This is a genomic window from Streptomyces sp. NPDC002133 (assembly GCF_040296405.1).
Taxonomy (GTDB): Bacteria; Actinomycetota; Actinomycetes; order Streptomycetales; family Streptomycetaceae; genus Streptomyces.
This window is the reverse complement of sequence record NZ_JBEOXF010000014.1, coordinates 31,190-53,844: the sequence shown is the minus strand read 5'-3', so window position 1 is coordinate 53,844 and position 22,655 is coordinate 31,190. Positions and strand designations below refer to the sequence as shown.

Below are 22,655 nucleotides of genomic sequence, written 5' to 3'. Positions count from 1 at the left end.
CGGATGCGCAACGCTGTCGGCGCCCATGTTCCGGTGGCCGGCGGACTCGCCAGGGCCGGTCTGACGTACGCACGGGAGATCGGCGCGGAGACCGTCCAGGTCTTCGTCGCCAATCCGCGCGGCTGGGCGACGCCCGCCGGGAACCCCGCGCAGGACGAGCAGTTCCGGGCGGAGTGCGCGGCCGAGGGGATCACCGCGTACGTCCACGCCCCGTACCTGATCAACTTCGGCTCGCACACCGAGGCGACCGCCGAGAGGTCCGTGGAGTCGCTGCGGCACTCGCTGCGCCGGGGCCGCGAGATCGGCGCGCTGGGTGTGGTGGTGCACACCGGCTCGGCCACCGGCGGCCGCACGCGCGAGGTGGCACTCGCGCAGGCACGGGAGCTGATGCTGCCGCTGCTCGACGAGCTGACCCACGACGACGACCCCTTCCTGCTGCTGGAGTCGACGGCCGGGCAGGGCTTCTCGCTCTGCTCCAGGACATGGGACTTCGGCCCGTACTTCGAGGCCCTGGACGCCCACCCCAAGCTGGGCATCTGCCTGGACACCTGCCATGTCTTCGCGGCCGGGCACGATCTGGCGGCGCCGGGCGGGGTGAAGGAGACCCTGGATCTGCTGGTGGACACCGTCGGAGAAGGGCGGCTGAAGCTGATCCACGCGAACGACTCCAAGGACGTGGTGGGCGCACGCAAGGACCGTCACGCGAACATCGGTGCAGGTCAGATCGGTGAGGAACCGTTCCGGGCGCTGATGGCGCATCCGGCGGCCGAAGGCGTGCCGCTGATCATCGAGACTCCGGGACCCAAGGACGCGTATGCGGCGGACGTGGCGCGGCTGAAGGGACTTCGACCGACGAACCTCCCTTGAGGAATACCCCCCAGGGGTATACCGTTCCTGCTGTGGACAGGAGCGGTCACCTTGCTATGGGGGTTCTCGAATGGAGCACGAGGCACACGCGCACCACCACGCCGGACACGGCGCTCACACCGAGCACGGCACTCACGCCGGACTCGACGCCCACGCGGACCACGGTCACACCGGACACGGCGGCGGCGGAGCCAGTTGGTCCATGGCCGCCAGGGCCACTCTCCACTGCCTCACCGGCTGCGCCATCGGCGAGGTCCTCGGCATGATCATCGGCACTGCACTCGGCTGGGGGAACACCCCGACGATGACCCTCGCGATCGCCCTGGCCTTCGTCTTCGGCTACTCGCTGACCATCTCGCCGGTCCTGCGCGCGGGGCTCCCGCTGAAGGCCGCCATCGGCGTCGCCCTGGCCGCGGACACCGTCTCCATCCTGGTGATGGAGATCGTCGACAACGGCGTCCTGCTGATCGTTCCGGGCGCCATGGACGCACACGTCACCGACGCGCTGTTCTGGGGCGCCCTGGCCTTCGCCTTCCTCGTCGCCTTCCTCGTCACCACTCCGGTCAACAAGTGGATGATCGGCCGCGGCAAGGGCCATGCGGTGGTCCACCAGTACCACCACTGAGGGCCGGCACCGGGGGGCGAGGGCGACAGGCCTAGAACTCGGGACCGTCCCCCGGCTCCTCCTGGTAGGAGTAGCGCTGCTCCCGCCAGGGATCGCCGAGGTTGTGGTACCCCCGCTCCTCCCAGAAGCCGCGGCGGTCGCAGGTCATGTACTCCACGCCCCGCACCCACTTGGGGCCCTTCCACGCGTACAGATGCGGGACGATCAGCCGCAGCGGGAAACCGTGCTCGGCGGTGAGCAGCTCGCCGTCCTTGTGGGTGGCGAAGATCGTGCGCTCGGAGAGGAAGTCGGAGAGCCGCATATTGGCGCTGAAGCCGTACTCGGCCCAGACCATGACATGGCTGACGGACGGCGCCGGCGGGGCCAGATCGACGATCGTACGGGCGGGCACCCCGCCCCATTCGGCCCCCAGCATGCTGAATTTCGTCACGCAGTGCAGATCGGCCACGACCGTGGCGAACGGCAGGGCCGAGAACTCCTCGTGGTTCCAGCAGCGCTTGTCACCGTCGGCCGTCGCGCCGAAGACACGGAACTCCCAGCGGTCCGGCTTGAACTTGGGGACGGGCCCGTAGTGGGTGACGGGCCAGCCACGCTGCAGTCGCTGCCCCGGAGGAAGCTCGGACTGCTCTGACTCGCGAAATTCCCGGCTCTCCGGCTGACCCATGCCTTCAATGGTGACAGACCAGGAGGGGTGGTCATGACCAGGTCTGGGCCGATTCGGGCAACTCCTACTAAGCATGCACTTACTGGACGCTCCTCGATCACGGTGCGAGGATGCGCGCATCCAGCCCCAGTCACACGCGCGGAAGGAGCCTCTGCGATGCAGGGCGACCCCGAGGTCATCGAGTTCCTCAATGAGCAGCTGACTGCCGAATTGACCGCGATCAATCAGTACTTCCTGCACGCGAAGATGCAGGAGAACTTCGGCTGGACGAAGCTCGCGAAGTACACCCGGGCGGAATCCTTCGACGAGATGAAGCACGCGGAGGTCCTGACCGACCGGATCCTCTTCCTCGAGGGCCTGCCGAACTACCAGCGGCTCTTCCATGTCCGGATCGGACAGACGGTCACCGAGATGTTCCAGGCGGACCGGCAGATCGAGGTCGAGGCGATCGACCGGCTGAGGCGCGGGATCGAGGTCATGCGGAACAAGGGCGACATCACGTCCGCGAACATCTTCGAGTCGATCCTGGCGGACGAGGAGCACCACATCGACTATCTCGACACCCAGCTGGAGCTGGTCGAGAAGCTCGGTGAGCCGCTCTACATCGCCCAGGTCATCGAACAGCCCGAGAGCTGACACTCGCGGCACCCAGGGCGCTCAGGACACCCGCGATCCCGCGCGGACGCGGCTAGGCGGCTTCGCTCAGGGTGACTTCGGCCAGTGCGCCTGCTTCGCTCAGCGCGGGATCCTGCTCGGCCTCGACCGCGAGGGCGTTCACACCCTGCTCGATCATCTCGCGGCGGGGACAGGTGCCCCGACCGAGGATTCCCTGGATACGACGCACGCACGAGCCACAGTCCGTGCCGGCCTTGGAGACCGAGGCAATCTGGCGGGGGGTGCACGCACCCGACTCCGCGTGCTCCTTGACCTGCTTCTCCGTGATGCCGAAGCACGAGCAGACGTACACGCGGTTCACCTCCCGGCGGGATCGATAAGTGGTGCCGTCCCGATTGATCGGTGAGGCTAACCTAACCTTACCCGCCGCCCCGGGGTCGTAAAAGCCCCCATACGACCGTGGGGCGCGGATCACATGGATCCGCGCCCCATCGGCGCATGTCAGCCGCTCATCGACGAGCTCACTGATCGCGGTACATCTCCGCCACCAGGAACGCCAGGTCCAGCGACTGGCTGCGGTTGAGCCGGGGGTCGCAGGCCGTCTCGTAGCGCTGGTGGAGATCGTCGACGAAGATCTCGTCGCCGCCGCCCACGCACTCGGTGACATCGTCGCCGGTCAGCTCCACGTGGATGCCGCCCGGGTGGGTGCCGAGCTCCTTGTGGACCTCGAAGAAGCCCTTGACCTCGTCGAGCACGTCGTCGAAGCGCCGCGTCTTGTGGCCGGAGGCCGCCTCGAAGGTGTTGCCGTGCATCGGGTCGGTCACCCAGGCCACCGTCGCGCCGGACGCCGTGACCTTCTCGACCAGCTGCGGGAGCCTGTCCCGGACCTTGTCGGCGCCCATGCGGACGATGAAGGTCAGCCGGCCGGGCTCGCGCTCCGGGTCCAGCTTCTCGACGTACTGCAGAGCCTCGTCGACCGTCGTCGTCGGGCCGAGCTTCACACCGAGGGGGTTGCGGATCCTGGACGCGAACTCGATGTGCGCGCCGTCCATCTGGCGGGTGCGCTCACCGACCCAGACCATGTGGCCCGACGTGTCGTACAGCTGCCCGGAGCGCGAGTCCACACGGGTCAGCGCCGACTCGTAGTCCAGCAGCAGGGCCTCGTGCGAGGCGTAGAACTCGACCGTGCGGAACTCGGCCGGGTCGGTGCCACAGGCCTTCATGAAGTTGAGCGCGTTGTCGATCTCGCGCGCGAGCTGCTCGTAGCGCTGTCCCGACGGGGACGACTTCACGAAGTCCTGGTTCCAGGCGTGCACCTGGCGCAGGTCGGCGTAGCCACCTGTGGTGAAGGCGCGCACCAGGTTGAGCGTCGACGCGGACGCGTTGTACATCCGCTTCAGCCGCTCGGGGTCCGGGACGCGGGCCTCCTCGGTGAAGTCGAAGCCGTTGACGGAGTCGCCCCGGTAGGTCGGGAGTGTCACGCCGTCGCGGGTCTCGGTCGGCTTGGAGCGCGGCTTCGAGTACTGGCCGGCGATCCGGCCGACCTTCACGACCGGCACGGACGCGGCGTACGTCAGCACCGCACCCATCTGGAGGAGGGTCTTGAGCTTGTTACGGATGTGGTCGGCGGACACGGCGTCGAAGGCCTCGGCGCAGTCGCCGCCCTGCAGCAGGAACGCCTCGCCCTTGGCGACGGCTCCCATCCGGGCGCGCAGCTGGTCGCACTCGCCCGCGAAGACGAGCGGCGGATACGACTCGAGGTCCGCGATCACATCGCGCAGAGCCTCGGCATCGGGGTACTCGGGCTGCTGCGCCGCGGGCAGGTTTCGCCAGGTGTTGCCACCGCTTGCGGTGGTCTTAGCGTTCACGGTCACGAACACCACATTACGGGGTCGGCCGAGCACTCCCGGCCGATGCCCAGTGACTGAGACACCGCCCGGAATGTCCGGACGGTGTTTAGGTGTCACCCGCAACTGCTACCCTCGCGCCGCCTTCGTCAAGAGTTAAACAATCCCAGGGGTGGGGCGTTGAGTCGGGCACACCGGAAAGACCGCAAGAAGAAAGCACTGTTGTGGGGAGGCACCGCGGCGATCGTCGCCACCGCGGTGATCGGGACGGTGGCCGTGGCCTCGCCCGAGTTCCTGGGCTCGTCGGACGGCACGCCGACGCCCCCGGGCGCACAGCTGCAGGCCGAGTTCGAGGCCGCGGCGAGCGAGTTCGACGTGCCGCAGAGCGTGCTGATGGCCGTGTCGTTCCGGCAGACCCGCTGGGAGAGCCACGACGGCATGCCCAGCACCACCGGCGCGTACAACGTCATGGGCCTCACGCAGGTGAACCCGGACGACCTCGAGAAGGACCACGAGGACCACGAGGACGACGACGAGCACCGGCTCGAGCACATGAACCGCAGCGGCGACCCGGCCGTCGAGAAGCACTTCGACGCCGAGAAGGCGCTGCGGACCACACCGAAGGAGGCCGTCGACACGGACGACCCCCGGCTGCACACGCTCGACGAGGCCGCCGGACTGATCGACGCGTCCGCGGACTCGCTGAAGAGTGACACCGGGGACAGCATCCGTGCCGGTGCCGCCCTGCTCGCCGAGTACCAGCGCGAGGCCGCGGGCGATCTTTCGGACGACCCGGGCAAGTGGTATCCGGCGGTCGCCCGCTTCAGCCAGTCGCCGGACAAGAAGGGCGCCGAGCTGTTCGCGAAGCGCGTCTTCGAGTCGATCAGGACGGGCGAGCAGCGCACGACCACGGAGGGGCAGCACGTCTCCCTCCCGGCCGACCCGTCGGTCGAGCCGGCCAAGCCGGCGGCCGTGCCCCTGGCGGCGACGTACGCGTCGACCACCGCGGTGCCGGCCCCGGACTGCCCGTCCGGACTGAACTGCGACTTCCGCCCGGCCGCGTACAAGCAGAACACCACCCCCGACGACTGGGGCAACTACAACATCGCCGGCCGTCCCGAGAACGGCTACGACATCCGCTACATCGCCATCCACGACACGGAGGGCAGCTACGAAGGATCGCTCGCGGTCTTCCAGAACCCGAACTCGTACGCCAGCGCGCACTACATGATCCGCGCCTCGGACGGTCTGGTCACCCAGATGGTCGAGAACAAGAACGAGGCCTGGCACGCGGGCAACAAGACCGTCAACATGCACTCGATCGGCGTCGAGCACGAGGGCTACGCGCTCAAGAACGGCACGGGCTGGTACACCGAGCCCCAGTACGAGTCCTCGGCCGCCCTGGTGAAGCACCTGGCGGCGAAGTACGGGATCCCGCTGGACCGTGAGCACATCATCGGCCACGACGAGGTCCCCGGCGTGCTGAACGAAAAGGTCCGCGCCCAGCACTGGGACCCGGGCCCGTTCTGGGACTGGAACCACTTCATGTCGCTGATGGGCGCCCCCACGGGGGCCGGCGGCGCGGGCGGTCCGGTCAAGGTGGGCCAGCTGGTCCGCTACGTACCGCCGTTCACCTCGGAGAACCAGCCGAAACTGACGTACGGAGGCACCGCCGTCGCCGCGCAGCCGGCGAACTTCGGCTACCTCTACACGGAGCCCTCGACCACGTCGGCCACCATCGGCGATCCCTACCTCGGCACCCAGACCTGGACCGAGGGCTCGAACTGGGCGAACAAGATCCTGGCCGGCGGCGAGTGGGTCGTCGCCGATGTCCGCACCGACTGGACCGCGGTCTGGTACGGCGGCAGGAAGGCCTGGTTCCAGAACCCCGGCGGCCGCTACACGGACCCGGCCCTGCCGACGGCCACGGACCCGCAGAAACTGCTGACCCCGAAGGCCGGACTGGCCTCGGTCAAGGTCTACGGGCGCGCCTACCCGGACGATGCGGCGTACGCGGGAACCGGGGTCGACGTCCAGGACAGGAACTCGGAGTCGCTGACGCAGTACAGCGTCCTCGCCGGGCAGAAGTACTCGAAGGCCGGCGGCTACGCCTACGGCGACTACTACTACAGCGGCACGATCGACGGCGTCACGGACCCCGCCTCGCGCACGCTGGTGAAGGGCACCACACAGTTCATCCCGATCCGCTTCAACCACCGCCTGGCGTGGGTGCGGGCCGAGGACGTCCAGGAGGTCGACGGCGTGGCCCCCGACGCGGGCACCGACCGGTTCAACCTGCTCGGCCGTGACTCCTCCGGTGTGCTGTGGCAGTACCAGGGGACGGGCAGCGCGGCGGCGCCGTTCCACCCCCGGTACCGCGTCGGCGGCGGCTGGCAGGCGTACAACCTGGTGACCAAGCCGGACACCCTGCGCGCCGACGCCAAGGGTGACACCGTGGCCCGCGAGCCGAGCGGCACGCTCTGGTACTACGCGGCGAGCGGCAACCCGGACCAGCCGTTCAAGGCCCGGCTGAAGGTCGGCACCGGCTGGCAGATCTACAACCGCATCCTCGGTGTCTCGGACGTCACCAAGGACGGCAGGTCCGACCTGGTCGCCCGCGACTCCGCCGGGGTCCTCTGGCTCTACGCGGGCACGGGCAACCCGTCGGTGCCGTTCGAGGCGCGGAAGAAGGTCGGCACCGGGTGGAACCTGTACAACACTCTGACCGCCACCACGGACCTCGACGGTGACGGCCTGGGCGACATGGTCGCCCGGGAGTCCTCCGGCGTCCTGTGGCTGTACAAGGGCACCGGCAACGCGGCGGCGCCCTTCGCCGCCCGAACCAGGATCGGCACCGGCTGGCAGATCTACAGCAACCTCACCGGCACCGGGGACCTCGACCGCGACGGCAAGGCCGACCTGGTCGCCCGGGACACGTCCGGAACCCTGTGGTTCTACAAGGGCACGGGCAACACCGCTGCGCCCTTCGCGGCCCGCGCCAAGATCGGCACCGGCTGGAACATCTTCAACCTGCTGATCTGACCGCTCCTCTCCCGGCCCGCCCGCGGCGCCGCGGCCGTCCCACTCCACGGGACGTGCTATGGCTCCGCGGGCGGATGCGTTAGGGTTCACGGCATGTTCGCGCAGACGACCCAGAACTGGTGGTGGACCGCTCATCCGGCGGCCCACTGACTGCGCGTACACGCAAGTCCGCGAAGGCCGCCCGAGGGGCGGCCTTTTTCGTACCTGCTGCGGGCCGTTCCTCCCACCACGGAAGGAACACCACGGATGGACATCATCAGCAGACTGCTGGACGCCGACGACACCGGCTGTCCCGCCTTCGCCCTGCTGCGCCGCCGCACCCCGGGCCGCGACCACGACACGGTCGAGGTGCTGGTGGGCCGCGTCCACGAAGTGGAACGGCTCGCCGACATCCCGGTCGGCGACCGTCCCTCGCTCGCGCTCGTGCCGTTCCGCCAGATCAGGGAGCGCGGCTTCGACGTGCGGGACGACGGGACACCGCTCTCGGTGCTCGTCGCCGACGAGACGCACGAGGTGTCGCTCTCCGAGGCGCTCGACCTGCTGCCCGCCCATGACGTACGGGTCGAGGGCGGCGGCTTCGACATCGGTGACGACGTCTACGCGGAGACCGTCAGGCGGGTCGTCGAGGACGAGATCGGCCGTGGCGAAGGCGCGAACTTCGTCATCAGACGCACGTTCACCGGCGAGATCCCCGGCTTCGGACGGACCGACGCCCTCGCCCTCTTCCGGCGGCTGCTCGCGGGCGAGCGCGGGGCGTACTGGACGTTCGTCGTCCACACCGGAAACGAGAAGGGGCCCGAAGGGTCGTCCCTGCACGGGCGGGGGCGGGAGACGGGCGGGCGCACGCTGGTCGGGGCCAGCCCGGAGGTGCACGTGCGGATGTCGGGAGGCACCGTCGTGATGAACCCGATCAGCGGCACGTACCGGTATCCGGCCGCCGGGCCGTCGCCGGAGCATCTGCTGGACTTCCTCGCCGACCGCAAGGAGACCGACGAGCTCTCCATGGTCGTCGACGAGGAGCTGAAGATGATGTGCACGGTCGGCGACATGGGCGGGGTGGTGATCGGGCCCCGGCTCAAGGAGATGGCCCATCTCGCCCACACCGAGTACGAGCTGCGGGGCCGGTCCTCGCTCGACGTCCGGGAGGTGCTGCGCGAGACGATGTTCGCGGCGACCGTCACCGGCTCGCCGGTGCAGAACGCCTGCCGGGTGATCGAGCGGTACGAGGCGGACGGGCGCGGCTACTACGCGGGCGCGCTGGCACTGCTCGGGCGGGATGCGGGCGGTGCCCAGACGCTGGACTCGCCGATTCTGATCCGTACGGCCGACATCTCGGCGAGCGGTGAGGTGCGCGTCCCGGTCGGCGCCACGCTCGTCCGCCACTCGGACCCGCGGTCCGAGGTCGCCGAGACGCACGCCAAGGCTGCGGGGGTGCTGGCCGCGCTGGGGGTCCGTCCCGGGCGCCCGCGCGACGAGTCCGTACGGCCACCGCACCTGGCCGACGATCCGCGGGTGCGGGCGGCGCTGGACGCGCGGCGGGCGGATCTGGCGCCGTTCTGGCTGAAGATGCAGTCCCGGCTGGCGAAGGTGGTGGGCCACGCCCTGATGGTGGACGCCGAGGACACCTTCACGGCGATGCTCGCCCACCTGCTGCGCGGGGCCGGGCTGGACGTGACCGTACGCCGCTACGACGAGCCGGGAGTGCGGGAGGCGGTGCTCGCCCATGAGGGCCCGGTCGTCCTGGGGCCGGGGCCGGGCGACCCCTCGGATGCGGTCGACCCGAAGATGCGCTTCCTGCGGTCGCTGACGGCGGAGCTGGTGCGTGGCCACCGGGGCGGTCTGCTCGGGGTCTGCCTCGGCCATGAGCTGATCGCGGCGGAACTGGGCCTGGGGCTCGCCCGCAAGGAGGCCCCCTTCCAGGGGGCGCAGGTGGGCATCGACCTCTTCGGCCGTGAGGAGACGGTCGGCTTCTACAACAGCTTCACGGCGCTGTGCGGTGAGGAGGCGCAGGCGCAGATGGCCGCGCGCGGCATCGAGGTGGCCCGGGACGCCGCGACGGACGAGGTCCACGCGCTGCGCGGCCCGGGCTTCGCGGGGATCCAGTTCCACCCCGAGTCCGTGCTCACGCTGCGCGGGCCGGAGATCGTGCGGTCGCTGCTCGGGGAGCTGGTCCGGCAGCCGTCGGCGTAGGTGCGGGGGCGGGTGGGGCGGTGGCGCACTGCGGCGGGCCCACGCGGCGGAACCGCGTACAGGACACTGCCCCCGCCCCTTCCCGAACCGGGGCGAGGCCGCCCCCCAGCCCCGGCCCCGGGGACATGCCCAGTAGTGTCCCGGCGGCCGAGTGTCCGTCCTCGATCGCCGGAGGACGGGCTCCGAAGGAGCCCGCCACAGGCGCGCCGCGCAGGCCCCCGCCGTCAGCCGAAGAAGACGCCGACCTCCTCGTACAGCGACGGGTCCACGGTCTTCAGCTTGGACGTCGCCTCGGCGATCGGCACGCGCACGATGTCCGTTCCGCGCAGCGCGACCATCTTTCCGTAGTCGCCGTCCCGCACCGCGTCGATCGCGTGGAGGCCGAAGCGCGTGGCAAGCCAGCGGTCGAAGGCGCTGGGCGTGCCGCCGCGCTGGACGTGGCCGAGGACCGTCGTCCTCGCCTCCTTGCCGGTGCGCCTCTCGACCTCCTTGGCCAGCCACTCGCCGACACCGGAGAGCCGCACATGGCCGAAGGAGTCGAGCGAGCCGTCCTTCAGCACCGCATCGCCGTCCTTGGGCATCGCGCCCTCCGCGACGACGACGATCGGCGCGTACGAGGCGCGGAACCGCGAGGTGACCCAGGCGCACACCTGGTCCACGTCGAAGCGCTGCTCCGGGATGAGGATGACGTTCGCCCCGCCCGCCAGGCCCGAGTGCAGGGCGATCCAGCCGGCGTGACGGCCCATCACCTCGACGACGAGGACACGCATGTGGGACTCGGCGGTGGTGTGCAGCCGGTCGATGGCCTCGGTCGCGATGCCGACGGCGGTGTCGAAGCCGAAGGTGTAGTCCGTGGCGGACAGATCGTTGTCGATGGTCTTCGGCACGCCCACGCAGTTGACGCCGTATTCGTCGGCGAGGCGGGCCGCGACACCGAGGGTGTCCTCGCCGCCGATCGCGATCAGCGCCTCCACGTCGTGCTTGGCGAGGTTCTCCTTGATGCGGCGGATACCGTCCTCCTGCTTGAGGGGGTTGGTGCGCGAGGAGCCCAGGATGGTGCCGCCGCGGGGCAGGATGCCGCGGACGGCAGGGATGTCCAGCCGCACGATGTCGCCCTCGAGCGGCCCGCGCCAGCCGTCCCGGAAGCCGGTGAACTCGTATCCGTACTCCTGGACACCCTTGCGGACGATGCCGCGGATGACCGCATTGAGCCCGGGGCAGTCGCCGCCCCCGGTCAGTACTCCGACCCGCATGGAAGTTCCCTTCGCCGTCGGTGATGGCATATGGGAGCCACGCTAGTAGTGACCCAGGTCACTACGGCACGGTACGAAAGGTGAATTCCGGTACGGCGAGCGCCTGTTGGCCTCCGGCAATTCACTCCAACGAGTGGCGCGGGTGCCGGGTCAGGCGTCGTCGAGGCCGCGCTCTATCGCGTACCGCACGAGCTCCACGCGGTTGTGCAGCTGGAGTTTGCCCAGCGTGTTCTGCACGTGGTTCTGCACAGTGCGGTGCGAGATGACGAGACGCTCGGCGATCTGCTTGTACGAGAGCCCCTTGGCGACGAGCCGCAGCACCTCCGTCTCCCGCTCGGTGAGCTGCGGGGCCTTCGGCTCGTCGGGTCCGGCGGACGGCGCGGGGTCGGTGGCCAGTCGCCGGTACTCCCCGAGGACCAGCCCGGCCAGGCCGGGCGTGAACACCGGGTCGCCGACGGCGGTCCGCCGCACCGCCCCGATGAGCTCCTCGGTGCTGGCCGACTTCAGCAGATAGCCGGTCGCTCCCGACTTCACCGCCTCCAGCACGTCGGCATGCTCGCCGCTCGCCGAGAGCACCAGGACCCGCAGCGCCGGGTCGGCCCCGACCAGCTCCTTGCACACCTGAACGCCGGGCTTGGCGGGCAGGTTGAGGTCGAGGACGAGGACATCCGGCCCGGCGGCCCGGGCGCGGCGCACCGCCTGCTCGCCGTCGCCCGCCGTGGCGACCACGTCGAAACCGGACTCGGCCAGGTCGCGCGCGACGGCGTCCCGCCACATCGGATGGTCGTCGACCACCATCACCTTGATCGGCCGCTCGCTCATCTATCTGCCCGCCTTCCCCCGTGGAACCTTCAACTCGACTTCCGTGCCCTGGCCCGGGACCGAGATCAGCTCGGCCGTGCCCCCGATGTCCCGCAGCCGGCCGCGGATCGAGAGCGCGACACCGAGCCGCCCCTCCCCCTCGGCCTGGGCGAGACGCCCCTCCGGGATACCGGGTCCGTCGTCCCGCACCGTCACGATCACCTCGCCCGGCCAGTCCTCGACCAGGATCCACGCCCGCGCCTCGTCACCGGCATGTCGCCGGACGTTGTCCAGGGCCGCTCCGACAGCCGCCGCGAGCTCCTTCGCCGCCTGCGGCGCAAGCAGCACCGGGGCACCCGGCTCGGACAGGGTGACCCGCGACCCGGCGTGCGGCGCGAGCAGCGTGCGCAGATCGCACGGAGCGGCGGCAGCCGGTTCGTCCGGCTCGTCGACGAGTCGTACGACCGCGCCCTGCGTCTCGTCCTCGGAGACGCGCGAGGCGGGCACCAGACCGCCGGCGACCAGGGTGCGCAGGGCGACCTCCTGTTCGCCCGCCATCCTGCCCAGATCCGCGGCCTCGCCGCCGAGTGCGGTGCCGCGGCGCTGCACCATCGCCAGCACCTGCAGCACACCGTCGTGGATGTCGCGGGCCAGCCGCTCACGCTCCCGGGTGGCCGCCTCGATCTCCAGGGCTCGGGCCAGGGTGCGCTCGGAGCCGCGGGCGACCTCGACGACGTAGCCGATGGCGATGGAGGCGACCCAGACCAGCAGAACGTTGTGGAAAGTGTCCCGGCTGGGCTCGCCGCGCTCGATGATGTTGGCGACGGCGACGAGGGACGAAGCGAAGCCCGCCCAGCGCCAACCGCCCTTGATCGCGTACGCGAGAACCGAGCCCGCGGTCCATATCGACGGAAGGGTCGTGCCGTCCATCTGCTGGGCGTGGGCATCGGCGAGGGGCGTGAGGAGAATGCCGACGAGGGCGACGGTGAGGTCGGCGACGAGGAAGCGCTTCGTGCAGCTGGCCGCGTTCGCCACCTTGGGGAGCGTGGCCAGGGTCCAGACGGCCAGGAACGCGAGGAACGCGACGGCCACCCAGAGGCGTTCGAACCTGTCCCACCCGAAGACACAGAGCAGGACCGCGTAGCCCATCGTCAGCACGCGGTAGGCGGTCAGCGCACGCCACAGCGGCAGCTCGACCGACATGCGCACGACACGCTCGCGCTTGGCCATCTTCCCCCACCCCGTACTGCCCCGACGGGCGGCGCTACTGGGCGCCGTGCTCCGTCTTCCTCGCCGCTTCCCCGGCCGCATCCTTGGCGGCCTGCCTGGCCGCCTTCTCCGCGTCGGCCATCTGGCGCTTGGCCGCCGTCGCGTAGACGTCCACGTACTCCTGCCCGGACAGCTTCATGATCTCGTACATGACCTCGTCGGTCACCGAGCGCAGGATGAAGCGGTCGTGCTCCATGCTGCGGTAGCGGCTGAAGTCGAGCGGCTTGCCGATCCGGATCCCCGGGCGCATCAGCTTGGGGATGACTTTGCCGGGCGGCTGGATCTTCTCGGTGTCGATCATCGCCACCGGGATCACGGGCGCGCCCGTCGCGAGCGCCACGCGCGCGAGGCCGCCCGGCTTGCCTCGGTAGAGCCGTCCGTCGGGCGACCGGGTGCCCTCCGGATAGATGCCGAACAGTTCACCGCGCTCGATGACCTCTATGCCGCTCTTGATGGCGGCCTCGCCGGCGCCGCGGGCGCCCGAGCGGTCCACCGGAAGCTGCCCCACACCCTTGAAGAAGGCGGCCGTGAGCTTGCCCTTCACTCCGGGCGAGGTGAAGTATTCGGCCTTGGCGATGAAGGTGACCTTGCGGTCCAGGATCGCGGGCAGGAAGAAGGAGTCCGAGAACGACAGGTGGTTGCTCGCGAGGATCGCCGGCCCCTCGGCGGGGATGTTCTCGAGGCCCTCCACCCAGGGCCTGAAGGCGAGCTTCAGTGACCCTCCGATGGAGAACTTCATTGCGCCGTAGATCAACTCGAGTGCCTTCCCTGTGTCCGTCGGAAAGACCTTAACCCGTGCGGGTCCTGCCCTCCCTCCCCCGGTGCCGTGGCCGGTGCCCGTCAAGGGCCGAGCCGGTGCACCGTCGGCCCTGGTCGGTGTCGGTCCGGTCGCGTACGGTGAAGGCACCTTCCGAGCACGTCCTTTCCGCACTTCCGATCCTCACGAACAGGAGACCCCGGTGCCGGTCCTTCCTGGAGCCGAGCCGTACCGCCACGAAGGCGGCGAGATCGGCGTCCTTCTCTGTCACGGATTCACCGGTTCCCCGCAGTCGCTGCGGCCCTGGGCGGAGTATCTGGCCGAGCGCGGTCTGAGCGTGTCGCTGCCGCTGCTGCCCGGCCACGGCACCCGCTGGCAGGACATGCAGCTGACCGGCTGGCAGGACTGGTACGCGGAGGTGGACAGGGAGCTGCGGACGCTGCAGGAGCGGTGCAGCCAGGTGTTCGTCTTCGGGCTCTCCATGGGCGGTGCGCTCACGCTGCGCCTGGCCGCCAAGCACGGCGACGCCGTGCAGGGCGTCGTCCTCGTCAACCCGGCGAACAAGGTGCACGGCCTCACGGCGTACGCCCTTCCGGTGGCCCGCCACTTCGTCCCCTCGACGAAGGGTCTCGTCAACGACATCGCGAAGGAAGGCGCCGACGAGGTCGGCTACGACCGGGTGCCACTGCACGCCGCGAACTCCGTGCGGAACTTCTTCCGGCTCGTCGACGGCGAGCTCCCGCAGGTCACCCAGCCGCTGCTGCTCCTGCACAGCCCGCAGGACCATGTGGTCCCGCCCGCCGACTCGGCCCGGATCCTCAGCCGTGTCTCGTCGACGGACGTCCGGGAGATCCTGCTGGAACAGAGTTACCACGTGGCGACGTTGGACCACGACGCGGAGCGGATTTTCGAGGAGAGTTACGCGTTCATCGGCCGCCTCGCTCCGAGTGTCGCGAAGAAGGGAAGCACGTCCGGTGGCTGAGCAGCACGACGCGGACCGGGACGACAGGGACCGGGACCCACAGCCGATCGACGAGGAGGCTGCTTGGGCTGCGATCGTCGCGGCGTACGGCGATGAGCCGGCCGACCCTCCGGGAGCCAGGCCGTTCAAGTCGGTCGAGGACCTGGCGGGCCTGAACAAGCCGGTGAAGAACGACGCCGCGTCGCCGCAGGCCGGGGACGGGAACGACGAGGACGAGGACGACGGGCGCCCCGGGCCGGACCGGCCGCTGGGCAGCTCGATCGTCTTCGCCCCCGGTGTCGGCGTGGGCGGGGGCGGCCCGCGGGACTACGGGGTCGCCGAGGCGAGCGACGACGACCTCGACGAGACGGACGAGGGCCATTTCGTGCCGCCCGAGCCGCCGCCGCTGCCGGAGGCCGACACGACCGCGAAGTTCGCCTGGCTCGCGGTCATCGGCGGCCCGGTGCTGCTGCTGCTCGCCGTGCTCCTCCAGTGGGACATGACGTGGTGGCTCACCACGCTCGGCGTCGGCGGCTTCCTCGGTGGCTTCGCCACCCTGGTGGCCCGGATGTCGCACGGCGACGACGAGGACGACGACGATCCGGGGCGCGGCGCGGTCGTCTAGCGCTGCACGGTCGTTCGGTGCGGTCGTTCGGTGCAGTCGTTCGGTGCGGCGCGGGCGTCGGGCGGGGCGGTCGGTCAGCCCGACGCGGGGATCCGGAGCGCGGCCAGGACCGGAAGGTGGTCCGTGGCCGCCTTCAGGTCCGCGTCCGTCAGGCCCGGAAGGCCCAGCGGCACCCCGCAGCCGAGGACCTCGACGCCCTTGGTCGCGAAGATCGCGTCGATGCGCTGGTGCGGGTCGGTGGGCGTCGAGGTGTACTCGCCGCCCCAGGGGCCGGCCGTCCAGCAGTCCTGCAGCTGGGCCGCGAGCCGCCGGAAGCTCCGGCCCGTCGGCCGCTCGTTGATGTCGCCGGCGACGATCGCGTGCGGCACGTCCATGGCCTCGACGCGGTCGAGCAGCATGCCGGCCTGGGCGTAGCGCTCGTCGCTCTGCAGGCTCAGATGACAGCTGAGCAGCCCGACCCTGGCGCCTCCGATGCGCACGACGGCCGTCGCGAAGCCACGGCGGTGCAGGCCGGGTGTGAGCGGCAGCAGTACGTCCTCGGTGTGCTCCACGGTCGCCCGCAGCGAACACAGCAGCAGCGGCCCTGCGGCCGTCGCGCCGCCGCTCAGCACGACCAGCTCGCTCTTGGCGGCGAGCCGCGCCGCATGCTTGCGCCACCGGAAGAAGCGAGGGGCTTCCTGGACGAAGACGAAGTCCGGCCTGCAGGCGCGGATCACGCGGGCGGCCGCGTCCTCGTCGTCGCGCAGGGAGCGGATGTTGTAGCTGAGCACGCGGATGACGGCCGAACCGTCCGGTTCGGTGCGGGAGTTGGGCAGCGGGTGCGTCGCGGGCGTCGCCATGCGGTTCAAGATAGCGGGGCGCGCCCTCCGCGCCCCGGCCGCGCGGACCGGGCGTGCCGCGTGGTACCGCATGCAGAGGTGCCGCGTGCCGAGGGCGGGTTGAGGCTCCGCCCCGAACCCCCTCGTCCTCGATCGCCGGACGGGCTCATGGTGAGCCCGTCCGGCGATGGAGGATGGGACACCCCGGTCCACCGGGCGGTACCGAGCAGGCCCCGAAGCCCGGCACGGGGTGCGCCAGGGTGTCAGCCCTGCCGGGCCAGGTCCGCCGCGCCGACGAGGCCCGCCTTGTTGCCGAGCTGGGCGGCGAGGACCTGGGCGTGGGGGCGCCACTGACCTCCGATCAGCCAGCGGCGGAAGGACGTACGGATGGGGTCGAGAACGAGCTCGCCCTCGTCCGAGACCCCGCCGCCCACGATGAACGCGGACGGGTCGAAGAGCGACGCGAGGTCGGCCAGGCCCGCGCCCGCCCAGCGGGCCAGTTCGCGGAAGGAGTCGATGGCGACCTTGTCGCCCTGCCGGGCCGCGGCGCTGACGTGCTTGCCCTCGATGCCGTCGGGGGTGCCGTCGCCGAGACCGAGGAGGACCTCTGCGTTCTCGGGGGTCGCCATCGCGCGCTGGCGGGCGTACCGGACGAGGGCGCGGCCCGACGCGTACTGCTCCCAGCAGCCCTGGCTGCCGCAGCCGCACAGCAGACCGTCGGGGACGACGCGGATGTGCCCGAACTCGGCGGCCACGCCGAAGCGTCCGCGCCGGAGCTTGTTGCCGATGATGATGCCGCCGCCCAGGCCGGTGCCGAGCGTGATGCAGATGACGTCCTCGTGGCCCTGGCCCGCGCCGAAGCGGTACTCCCCCCACGCCGCCGCGTTCGCGTCGTTCTCCACGACGACGGGAAGGCCGACGCGCTGTTCGACCTTGTCCTTCAGCGGTTCGTGCCGCCAGTCGATGTTGGGCGCGAAGAGGACGGTGGAGCGCTTCTCGTCGACGTAGCCGGCGGCGCCGATGCCGACCGCTTCGATGTCGTGCCCCTTACCGGCTCCGGTGACGGCCGCGCAGATCGCATCCACGATGGCCTCGGCGGTCGGCGGAGTGGGCACCGTGTGCGTCTCGAGAATGGTGCCCGCTTCGTCGACCACGCCGGCCGCGATCTTGGTGCCGCCGATGTCGACGCCGATGGTGAGTCCCATGTGTCCCTCAGTTTTCGGTCGAGCCCCGCTAAGGCCAACCGTACCCGAGGGAGTCACGGCCTCAGTCCAGGTCGATCTTCTCGCTCGGGCCCTCGTCGCGTCCGTCGGGGCCCTCGCGGCCGTCGCGCGCCTCGCGGGCCGTGGGCTCTCCGCGGGTCCAGCGCCGCTCCTGGCCCTCGACGGCCGAGCGGTAAGCGGCCAGCAGCTCGTTGCCCGCGGCCGCGAGGTGGTCGAAGACCTGCGGGTTGCGCTCGATGACCGGCTCGACGGCCGCCTTGGCCTGGCTGATCAACTGCTGCACGGTGCCCTGCGCGGCCATGCCGAACAGCGGGTTCTGCAGCGAGGACATCTTGTCGGCGACCGCGTCCATCAGCCTGCGCAGTTCCTCGGCCGCGGAGCCGGGCTGCGGCCCGTACCGCTCGCGGCGGCGGGCCCGCTCGGCCTCCAGGTCCTCGGCACACGCCTCGGCCCAGGCGTCGGCATCGACGGCGGGACGCTCGGTGGCATCGCTCATGGCGCACTCCTGGAGAACGTGACTTCGTACTGTCGACGGTACCCGAACGGGGCGTGCCGGTTCAGCGTCCCCGGGGCCAGAGGGCCGGGTCCGGCGTGAACCGGATCCCCAGCACCCCGTCCACGAGCCCCGCACCGGAGACGGTGCAGCGGCGCAGGACGGAGGGGAGCGGAACGATCCGCCGGAACGGGCCCACGGTGAGGAGGAGTTCGTCGCCGCGGCGGACCAGGTCCAGCTCCTCCTTCACGGCCCCGGGCAGGGCCAGCCGCCAGAGGAGAATGCCGTCGTCGCCGGCCGGGCCCTCGATGCTGCCCCACGGCTCCCGCCGCCCCGGCCCCGAGGCCGGTTCCCAGGTTTCCGAGGGCTCCGAAGACGTACCTGGCTCCAAAGGCCCGCCGAGCATGGTCAGGTCGTCGCGTCCCCGCGGGTCCCGGCCCAGGTGCTGCACCTCGCGGACCGGGCACGCCGACTCCCACTCCTCGTACCACCGCCGCAGCACCTTGTCCTGCTGCGCCTGGAGTCCCGCGAGCCAGGGGTCGGGGGACTTCGGCGGCAGGACCCGGTTCGCCACGAGCGTGTCGACGGCCGTCCCGTACAGCGCGAGGCCGAGCCGGGCGGTGCGCAGCGCGTCCTCGCCCGCGGGTCCCGGCTCGGCGACGAGCCGGACCGTCGTGTTCCGGTCCTCGAACAGCTCCTGTACGGCAGAGAGCTCCCGTTCCCAGCGCGCCGCCATCTCGTACAGCCACTGTGCGGGCATGGGCACGCCCGCGAGCTGGGCCAGCACGGGCCGCAGGGCGCGCGCGGCCTGCCGCTCGGGCGGGAGGAGGCGGCGCAGATAGCGGCGGAGCTGTTCGGGGAGGGCGATCAGGCCGAGCGTGCCGAGGACGGGGGGCATGTCGACGACGAGGACGTCCCAGCCGCCGGCCGCGGCGTCGCGCAGGGCCCGGAGCATCGCGAACTGCTCGCTGCCGGGGAGCTCCGTGAGCTCCTCGTCCTCCAGCCTGTGCGCGCCCAGCAGGTCGAGCGCGGCGGTGCTGCGCTCCTGGAAGGCGAGGAGTTCGCCGCGGAAGTGCGCGCCGGAGTCGACCCGCACGGCCCACAGGTCGTCGGTCACCCGGTCCGGCTCGGTCCCCACGGCGATTCCGAGGGCGCCGCCGGCCTCGCCCGAGAGCAACAGGGTCCGCTTCCCGCTCCGCGCCGAAGCGAGCGCGGTCGCCGCGGCGACCGTCGTACGGCCCGAGCCTCCGGGCCCGGTGACAAGGAGGGTGCGCATCGGGGAAGGAGTCAGACCTTCGGACCGGCGCCGGACTCGACGCGCTTCTTCAGGCCCGCGAGGGCGCGATCGATGATGACCTTCTCCGCCTTGCGCTTGATCATCCCGAGCATGGGGATCTTGACGTCGACGGTGAGCTGGTACGTGACCTCCGTGCGCTCACCGCCGGCGAGCGGCGCCAGCGTGTAGGAGCCGTCCAGGGCGCGCAGCATCTGCGACTTCACCAGCGTCCAGGAGACCTGGTTCTCACCCGTCCAGGTGTAGGCCAGGGTGTGGTCGTCCTTGATCGCACCGGCGTCGAGCACCAGCCGGACCTGCACCGCACGCCCCTGGTCGTCCTTCTCCAGGACCTCGGTCTCCTGCACCTCGCCGGTCCACTCCGGATAGCGCGCGAAGTCGGAGATGACCCCCATCACGTCGGCGGGCGCCGCGTCGATGGTGATGCTCGAGCTGGTGTGTTCCGCCATCGCCGTGGCTCCTCTTCTGCGCTCCGGAGGCTTGCGCTGTGCAATCTATCGCGACCGGCGCTGTCACCATTCCAGGGCCCACGGCCTGCCCGTCGCCGCGAAGTGCCCGACGTTCACGCACTCGGTCGAGCCGATCCGCATGCGCCGGGCGAGCGGCTGGTGGACGTGCCCGAAGAGGGCGTACCGCGGCCGGGTGCGCCGGATGGCGTCGAGCAGGGCGCGGCTGCCGCGCTCGAAGCGGCGGGGGACGGTGTCGTACGTCAGTTCCGGTACGTCGGGCGGGATGTGCGAGCACAGCACGTCGACCTCGCCGAGCGCCTCGACCTTGGCGGCGTACTCCTCGTCGGAGATCTCGTACGGCGTGCGCATCGGGCTGCGCAGGCCGCCGCCGACGAAGCCGAAGACCCGTCCGTCCAGCTCGATGCGCTCACCGTCGAGAACGGTGGTGCCGGGCCGCGCGTACTCGGACCAGAGGGACGGAATGTCGACATTGCCGTAGGTGGCGTAGGTCGGCGTCGGGAACGCGGCGAACATCTCGGCGTACTGCTTGCGCACGGCGGAGACGATCGCGGCGTCCCGGTCCAGTCCCGCCCACAGCCGCTGCCCGAAGGCGCGGGCCTCGTCGTAGCGGCGACCGGTGCGCAGCTCCACGATCCGGTCGGCGTTCTCGACACCGAAGAGATCGGGGAAGATGCCGCGCGAGTGGTCGGCGTAGTCGAGGAAGAGCACCAGGTCACCGAGGCAGATCAGGGCGTCTGCGCCGTCGCCGGCCCTGGCCAGGTCCCTGGTGTTCCCGTGTACGTCGCTGACCACATGAACTCGCATATCGATCACCCTAGAGTCGTCGGCGGGCAGTCGGTAGAGGGGTCCGGACCTGCGGTTACTTCCGCGTCGTCCGGCGAGTGGAATAGGGTGCGCGGTGCAGCGCCACACAGGTGTGACGCAGAGAACATCTGGCCGGGACCCCCTATCCGGAACCGAGTACTGATGGGTAACGTCCGGGCAGTCCCCGGTGCGTTCACACAGAGCCGTGGCGCCGGCGCCCGATGAGGAGCAGCAGTCTTGCGCGAGTTCAGCCTTCCGGCCCTTTACGAGGTCCCCACGGACGGCAATCTGACGGATCTCATCCGCCGCAATGCCACGCAGCATCCGGATGCGGCCGTGATGGGCAGAAAGGTCGCGGGCGTCTGGACGGACGTGACCGCCACCCAGTTCCTGTCCGAAGTGCGGGCCGCCGCCAAGGGCCTGATCGCGGCCGGTGTGCGACCGGGTGACCGGGTCGGCCTGATGTCCCGCACCCGCTACGAGTGGGTGCTGCTGGACTTCGCGATCTGGAGCGCCGGCGCGGTCACCGTGCCGGTCTACGAGACCAGCTCCGCCGAGCAGGTGCAGTGGATCCTCGGCGACTCCGGCGCGGTCGCGGTGATCGTCGAGGGTGACGCGCACGCCGCCGCCGTCGGGTCCGTACGGGACGGCCTGCCGGCCCTCCGGCAGGTCTGGCAGATCGAGAAGGGCGCGCTCGAGCAGCTGACCGCGGCCGGAACCGAGGTCTCCGACGAGACGGTCGACGAGCGCAGCGCGGTCGCCAAGGCCGACGATCCGGCGACGATCGTCTACACGTCGGGCACGACCGGCCGCCCCAAGGGCTGTGTGCTCACGCACCGTGCGTTCTTCGCGGAGTGCGGCAACCTGGTCGAGCGTCTGAAGCCGCTGTTCCGCACGGGCGAGAGCTCGGTGCTGCTCTTCCTCCCGGCCGCGCATGTCTTCGGCAGGATGGTCGAGATCGCGTCCGTGATGGCGCCGATCAGGCTCGGCTGCGTCCCGGACATCAAGAACCTCACCGACGAGCTGGCCTCCTTCCGGCCCACCCTGATCCTCGGTGTGCCGCGCGTCTTCGAGAAGGTCTACAACTCGGCGCGGGCGAAGGCCCAGGCGGACGGCAAGGGCAAGATCTTCGACAAGGCCGCGAACACGGCGATCGCGTACAGCCGCGCCATCGGCACCCCGGAGGGTGCGCCGCTCGGGCTGAAGCTCAAGCACAAGGTCTTCGACCGCCTCGTCTACAGCAAGCTGCGTGCCGTGCTGGGCGGACGCGGTGAGTTCGCGGTCTCCGGCGGTGCCCCGCTGGGCGAGCGGCTCGGTCACTTCTTCCGCGGCATCGGTTTCACGGTGCTGGAGGGTTACGGCCTCACGGAGTCGTGCGCGGCCACCGCGTTCAACCCGTGGGACCGGCAGAAGATCGGTACGGTCGGGCAGCCGCTGCCGGGCTCGGTGGTGCGGATCGCCGACGACGGCGAGGTGCTGCTGCACGGCGAGCACATCTTCACGGGCTACTGGAACAACGAGGCCGCGACGGCCGAGGCGCTGGCCGACGGCTGGTTCCACACCGGTGACATCGGCACGCTCGACGAGGACGGCTACCTCGCGATCACGGGCCGGAAGAAGGAGATCCTGGTGACGGCGGGCGGCAAGAACGTCGCCCCCGCGGTCATCGAGGACCGGATCCGGGCGCATGCGCTGATCGCCGAGTGCATGGTCGTGGGTGACGGGCGGCCGTTCGTGGGCGCGCTCGTCACGATCGACGACGAGTTCCTGGCCCGCTGGGCCGCCGACCACGGCAAGCCGGCCGGTTCGACGGCGGCGTCGCTGCGCGAGGACGCGGACCTGCTGGCGGAGGTCCAGCGGGCGGTGGACGAGGGCAATACCGCGGTTTCCAAGGCGGAATCGGTGCGGAAATTCCGCATCCTCACCTCCCAGTTCACGGAAGAGGCCGGCCACATCACGCCGTCGCTGAAGCTGAAGCGGAATGTGGTGGCGAAGGACTTCGCCGACGAGATCGAGGCGATCTACCGGGCGTAGTGC

At 70.6% G+C, this 22,655-nt stretch carries 22 protein-coding genes; 9 read left to right on the top strand and 13 right to left on the bottom strand.

What is annotated here, in order from left to right:
* Window positions 1–3: 3 nt before the first annotated feature.
* Window positions 4–867, top strand: coding sequence for a deoxyribonuclease IV (locus ABT078_RS16920; RefSeq protein ID WP_351228331.1), 864 nt, complete (start codon window positions 4–6; stop codon window positions 865–867).
* A 70-nt stretch (window positions 868–937) separates the two neighbouring features.
* Window positions 938–1,492 carry a DUF4396 domain-containing protein gene (locus ABT078_RS16915; RefSeq protein WP_351228329.1) on the top strand — a complete coding sequence of 185 codons (555 nt, stop codon included), beginning with the start codon at window positions 938–940 and terminating at the stop codon, window positions 1,490–1,492.
* Between the two features lie 31 nt (window positions 1,493–1,523).
* Here ABT078_RS16915 and ABT078_RS16910 read toward each other — a convergent pair whose 3' ends face one another.
* Window positions 1,524–2,156: a sulfite oxidase-like oxidoreductase gene (locus tag ABT078_RS16910; RefSeq protein WP_351228327.1), complete on the bottom strand. Its 633-nt coding sequence runs from the start codon at window positions 2,154–2,156 to the stop codon at window positions 1,524–1,526.
* 156 nt (window positions 2,157–2,312) lie between these two features.
* Between ABT078_RS16910 and bfr the strand changes: the two genes are divergently transcribed.
* Window positions 2,313–2,792, top strand: coding sequence for a bacterioferritin (bfr, locus tag ABT078_RS16905; RefSeq protein WP_351228325.1), 480 nt, complete (start codon window positions 2,313–2,315; stop codon window positions 2,790–2,792).
* A gap of 52 nt (window positions 2,793–2,844) precedes the next feature.
* Here bfr and ABT078_RS16900 read toward each other — a convergent pair whose 3' ends face one another.
* Both ABT078_RS16900 and ABT078_RS16895 read right to left on the bottom strand, forming a co-directional pair.
* Window positions 2,845–3,132 carry a (2Fe-2S)-binding protein gene (locus ABT078_RS16900; protein WP_351228323.1) on the bottom strand — a complete coding sequence of 96 codons (288 nt, stop codon included), beginning with the start codon at window positions 3,130–3,132 and terminating at the stop codon, window positions 2,845–2,847.
* A gap of 160 nt (window positions 3,133–3,292) precedes the next feature.
* Complete coding sequence (locus tag ABT078_RS16895) at window positions 3,293–4,639, bottom strand: class II 3-deoxy-7-phosphoheptulonate synthase (protein WP_351228486.1); 1,347 nt, start codon at window positions 4,637–4,639, stop codon at window positions 3,293–3,295.
* Window positions 4,640–4,798: 159 nt separating this feature from the next.
* Between ABT078_RS16895 and ABT078_RS16890 the strand changes: the two genes are divergently transcribed.
* From ABT078_RS16890 to ABT078_RS16880, 3 genes are all read left to right on the top strand, one after another.
* On the top strand, window positions 4,799–7,660 hold the full coding sequence (locus ABT078_RS16890) for an N-acetylmuramoyl-L-alanine amidase (protein WP_351228321.1): 2,862 nt from the start codon (window positions 4,799–4,801) through the stop codon (window positions 7,658–7,660).
* Window positions 7,661–7,753: 93 nt separating this feature from the next.
* Window positions 7,754–7,810, top strand: a complete 57-nt coding sequence (locus ABT078_RS16885; RefSeq protein ID WP_078513512.1) for a trp operon leader peptide — start codon at window positions 7,754–7,756, stop codon at window positions 7,808–7,810.
* 96 nt (window positions 7,811–7,906) lie between these two features.
* Complete coding sequence (locus ABT078_RS16880; protein WP_351228319.1) at window positions 7,907–9,850, top strand: anthranilate synthase family protein; 1,944 nt, start codon at window positions 7,907–7,909, stop codon at window positions 9,848–9,850.
* Between the two features lie 224 nt (window positions 9,851–10,074).
* On the opposite strand, the gene ABT078_RS16875 is transcribed toward ABT078_RS16880, so the two are convergent.
* The 4 genes from ABT078_RS16875 to ABT078_RS16860 form a co-directional block, all read right to left on the bottom strand.
* Window positions 10,075–11,103: a 6-phosphofructokinase gene (locus ABT078_RS16875; protein WP_351228317.1), complete on the bottom strand. Its 1,029-nt coding sequence runs from the start codon at window positions 11,101–11,103 to the stop codon at window positions 10,075–10,077.
* A 150-nt stretch (window positions 11,104–11,253) separates the two neighbouring features.
* Window positions 11,254–11,925, bottom strand: coding sequence for a response regulator (locus ABT078_RS16870; protein WP_351228315.1), 672 nt, complete (start codon window positions 11,923–11,925; stop codon window positions 11,254–11,256).
* Window positions 11,926–13,134, bottom strand: coding sequence for a MacS family sensor histidine kinase (gene macS / locus ABT078_RS16865; RefSeq protein ID WP_351228313.1), 1,209 nt, complete (start codon window positions 13,132–13,134; stop codon window positions 11,926–11,928). It abuts the gene before it with no gap.
* 34 nt (window positions 13,135–13,168) lie between these two features.
* Window positions 13,169–13,912, bottom strand: a complete 744-nt coding sequence (locus ABT078_RS16860; RefSeq protein WP_351228484.1) for a lysophospholipid acyltransferase family protein — start codon at window positions 13,910–13,912, stop codon at window positions 13,169–13,171.
* Between the two features lie 220 nt (window positions 13,913–14,132).
* Here ABT078_RS16860 and ABT078_RS16855 point away from each other — a divergent pair, with 220 nt between their 5' ends.
* Together ABT078_RS16855 and ABT078_RS16850 are read left to right on the top strand one after the other, a co-directional pair.
* The gene (locus tag ABT078_RS16855) at window positions 14,133–14,912 is read left to right on the top strand and encodes an alpha/beta hydrolase (RefSeq protein ID WP_351228311.1); all 780 of its coding nucleotides are present in this window, start codon (window positions 14,133–14,135) and stop codon (window positions 14,910–14,912) included.
* Window positions 14,905–15,516: a hypothetical protein gene (locus ABT078_RS16850; protein WP_351228309.1), complete on the top strand. Its 612-nt coding sequence runs from the start codon at window positions 14,905–14,907 to the stop codon at window positions 15,514–15,516. The genes ABT078_RS16855 and ABT078_RS16850 overlap by 8 nt, the downstream gene beginning before the upstream one ends.
* Before the next feature lie 74 nt (window positions 15,517–15,590).
* Here ABT078_RS16850 and ABT078_RS16845 read toward each other — a convergent pair whose 3' ends face one another.
* The 6 genes from ABT078_RS16845 to ABT078_RS16820 form a co-directional block, all read right to left on the bottom strand.
* Window positions 15,591–16,355, bottom strand: coding sequence for an endonuclease/exonuclease/phosphatase family protein (locus ABT078_RS16845; protein WP_351228307.1), 765 nt, complete (start codon window positions 16,353–16,355; stop codon window positions 15,591–15,593).
* A gap of 242 nt (window positions 16,356–16,597) precedes the next feature.
* A complete protein-coding gene (locus tag ABT078_RS16840; protein ID WP_351228305.1) occupies window positions 16,598–17,539 on the bottom strand; it encodes an ROK family glucokinase in 942 nt (313 codons plus the stop codon).
* A 61-nt stretch (window positions 17,540–17,600) separates the two neighbouring features.
* Window positions 17,601–18,053: a DUF5304 domain-containing protein gene (locus tag ABT078_RS16835; protein ID WP_351228303.1), complete on the bottom strand. Its 453-nt coding sequence runs from the start codon at window positions 18,051–18,053 to the stop codon at window positions 17,601–17,603.
* Between the two features lie 61 nt (window positions 18,054–18,114).
* The gene (locus tag ABT078_RS16830) at window positions 18,115–19,326 is read right to left on the bottom strand and encodes an ArsA family ATPase (RefSeq protein WP_351228301.1); all 1,212 of its coding nucleotides are present in this window, start codon (window positions 19,324–19,326) and stop codon (window positions 18,115–18,117) included.
* 11 nt (window positions 19,327–19,337) lie between these two features.
* Window positions 19,338–19,793 (bottom strand): SRPBCC family protein, encoded by a 456-nt coding sequence (locus tag ABT078_RS16825; RefSeq protein ID WP_351228299.1) that lies wholly within the window; start codon window positions 19,791–19,793, stop codon window positions 19,338–19,340.
* Window positions 19,794–19,856: 63 nt separating this feature from the next.
* The gene (locus ABT078_RS16820) at window positions 19,857–20,618 is read right to left on the bottom strand and encodes a metallophosphoesterase family protein (protein ID WP_351228297.1); all 762 of its coding nucleotides are present in this window, start codon (window positions 20,616–20,618) and stop codon (window positions 19,857–19,859) included.
* Between the two features lie 237 nt (window positions 20,619–20,855).
* Here ABT078_RS16820 and ABT078_RS16815 point away from each other — a divergent pair, with 237 nt between their 5' ends.
* Complete coding sequence (locus ABT078_RS16815) at window positions 20,856–22,652, top strand: AMP-dependent synthetase/ligase (protein ID WP_351228295.1); 1,797 nt, start codon at window positions 20,856–20,858, stop codon at window positions 22,650–22,652.
* Window positions 22,653–22,655: the final 3 nt, after the last annotated feature.

Excerpts from the sequence above, each read along its gene's own strand:
- ABT078_RS16920 (WP_351228331.1), top strand. The coding sequence starts at position 4 with ATGCGCAACGCTGTCGGCGCCCATGTTCCGGTGGCCGGCGGACTCGCC.
- ABT078_RS16915 (WP_351228329.1), top strand. The coding sequence starts at position 938 with ATGGAGCACGAGGCACACGCGCACCACCACGCCGGACACGGCGCTCAC.
- ABT078_RS16910 (WP_351228327.1), bottom strand. The coding sequence starts at position 2,156 with ATGGGTCAGCCGGAGAGCCGGGAATTTCGCGAGTCAGAGCAGTCCGAG.
- bfr (WP_351228325.1), top strand. The coding sequence starts at position 2,313 with ATGCAGGGCGACCCCGAGGTCATCGAGTTCCTCAATGAGCAGCTGACT.
- ABT078_RS16880 (WP_351228319.1), top strand. The coding sequence starts at position 7,907 with ATGGACATCATCAGCAGACTGCTGGACGCCGACGACACCGGCTGTCCC.
- ABT078_RS16875 (WP_351228317.1), bottom strand. The coding sequence starts at position 11,103 with ATGCGGGTCGGAGTACTGACCGGGGGCGGCGACTGCCCCGGGCTCAAT.
- ABT078_RS16870 (WP_351228315.1), bottom strand. The coding sequence starts at position 11,925 with ATGAGCGAGCGGCCGATCAAGGTGATGGTGGTCGACGACCATCCGATG.
- macS (WP_351228313.1), bottom strand. The coding sequence starts at position 13,134 with ATGGCCAAGCGCGAGCGTGTCGTGCGCATGTCGGTCGAGCTGCCGCTG.
- ABT078_RS16860 (WP_351228484.1), bottom strand. The coding sequence starts at position 13,912 with ATGAAGTTCTCCATCGGAGGGTCACTGAAGCTCGCCTTCAGGCCCTGG.
- ABT078_RS16845 (WP_351228307.1), bottom strand. The coding sequence starts at position 16,355 with ATGGCGACGCCCGCGACGCACCCGCTGCCCAACTCCCGCACCGAACCG.
- ABT078_RS16840 (WP_351228305.1), bottom strand. The coding sequence starts at position 17,539 with ATGGGACTCACCATCGGCGTCGACATCGGCGGCACCAAGATCGCGGCC.
- ABT078_RS16835 (WP_351228303.1), bottom strand. The coding sequence starts at position 18,053 with ATGAGCGATGCCACCGAGCGTCCCGCCGTCGATGCCGACGCCTGGGCC.
- ABT078_RS16830 (WP_351228301.1), bottom strand. The coding sequence starts at position 19,326 with ATGCGCACCCTCCTTGTCACCGGGCCCGGAGGCTCGGGCCGTACGACG.
- ABT078_RS16825 (WP_351228299.1), bottom strand. The coding sequence starts at position 19,793 with ATGGCGGAACACACCAGCTCGAGCATCACCATCGACGCGGCGCCCGCC.
- ABT078_RS16820 (WP_351228297.1), bottom strand. The coding sequence starts at position 20,618 with ATGCGAGTTCATGTGGTCAGCGACGTACACGGGAACACCAGGGACCTG.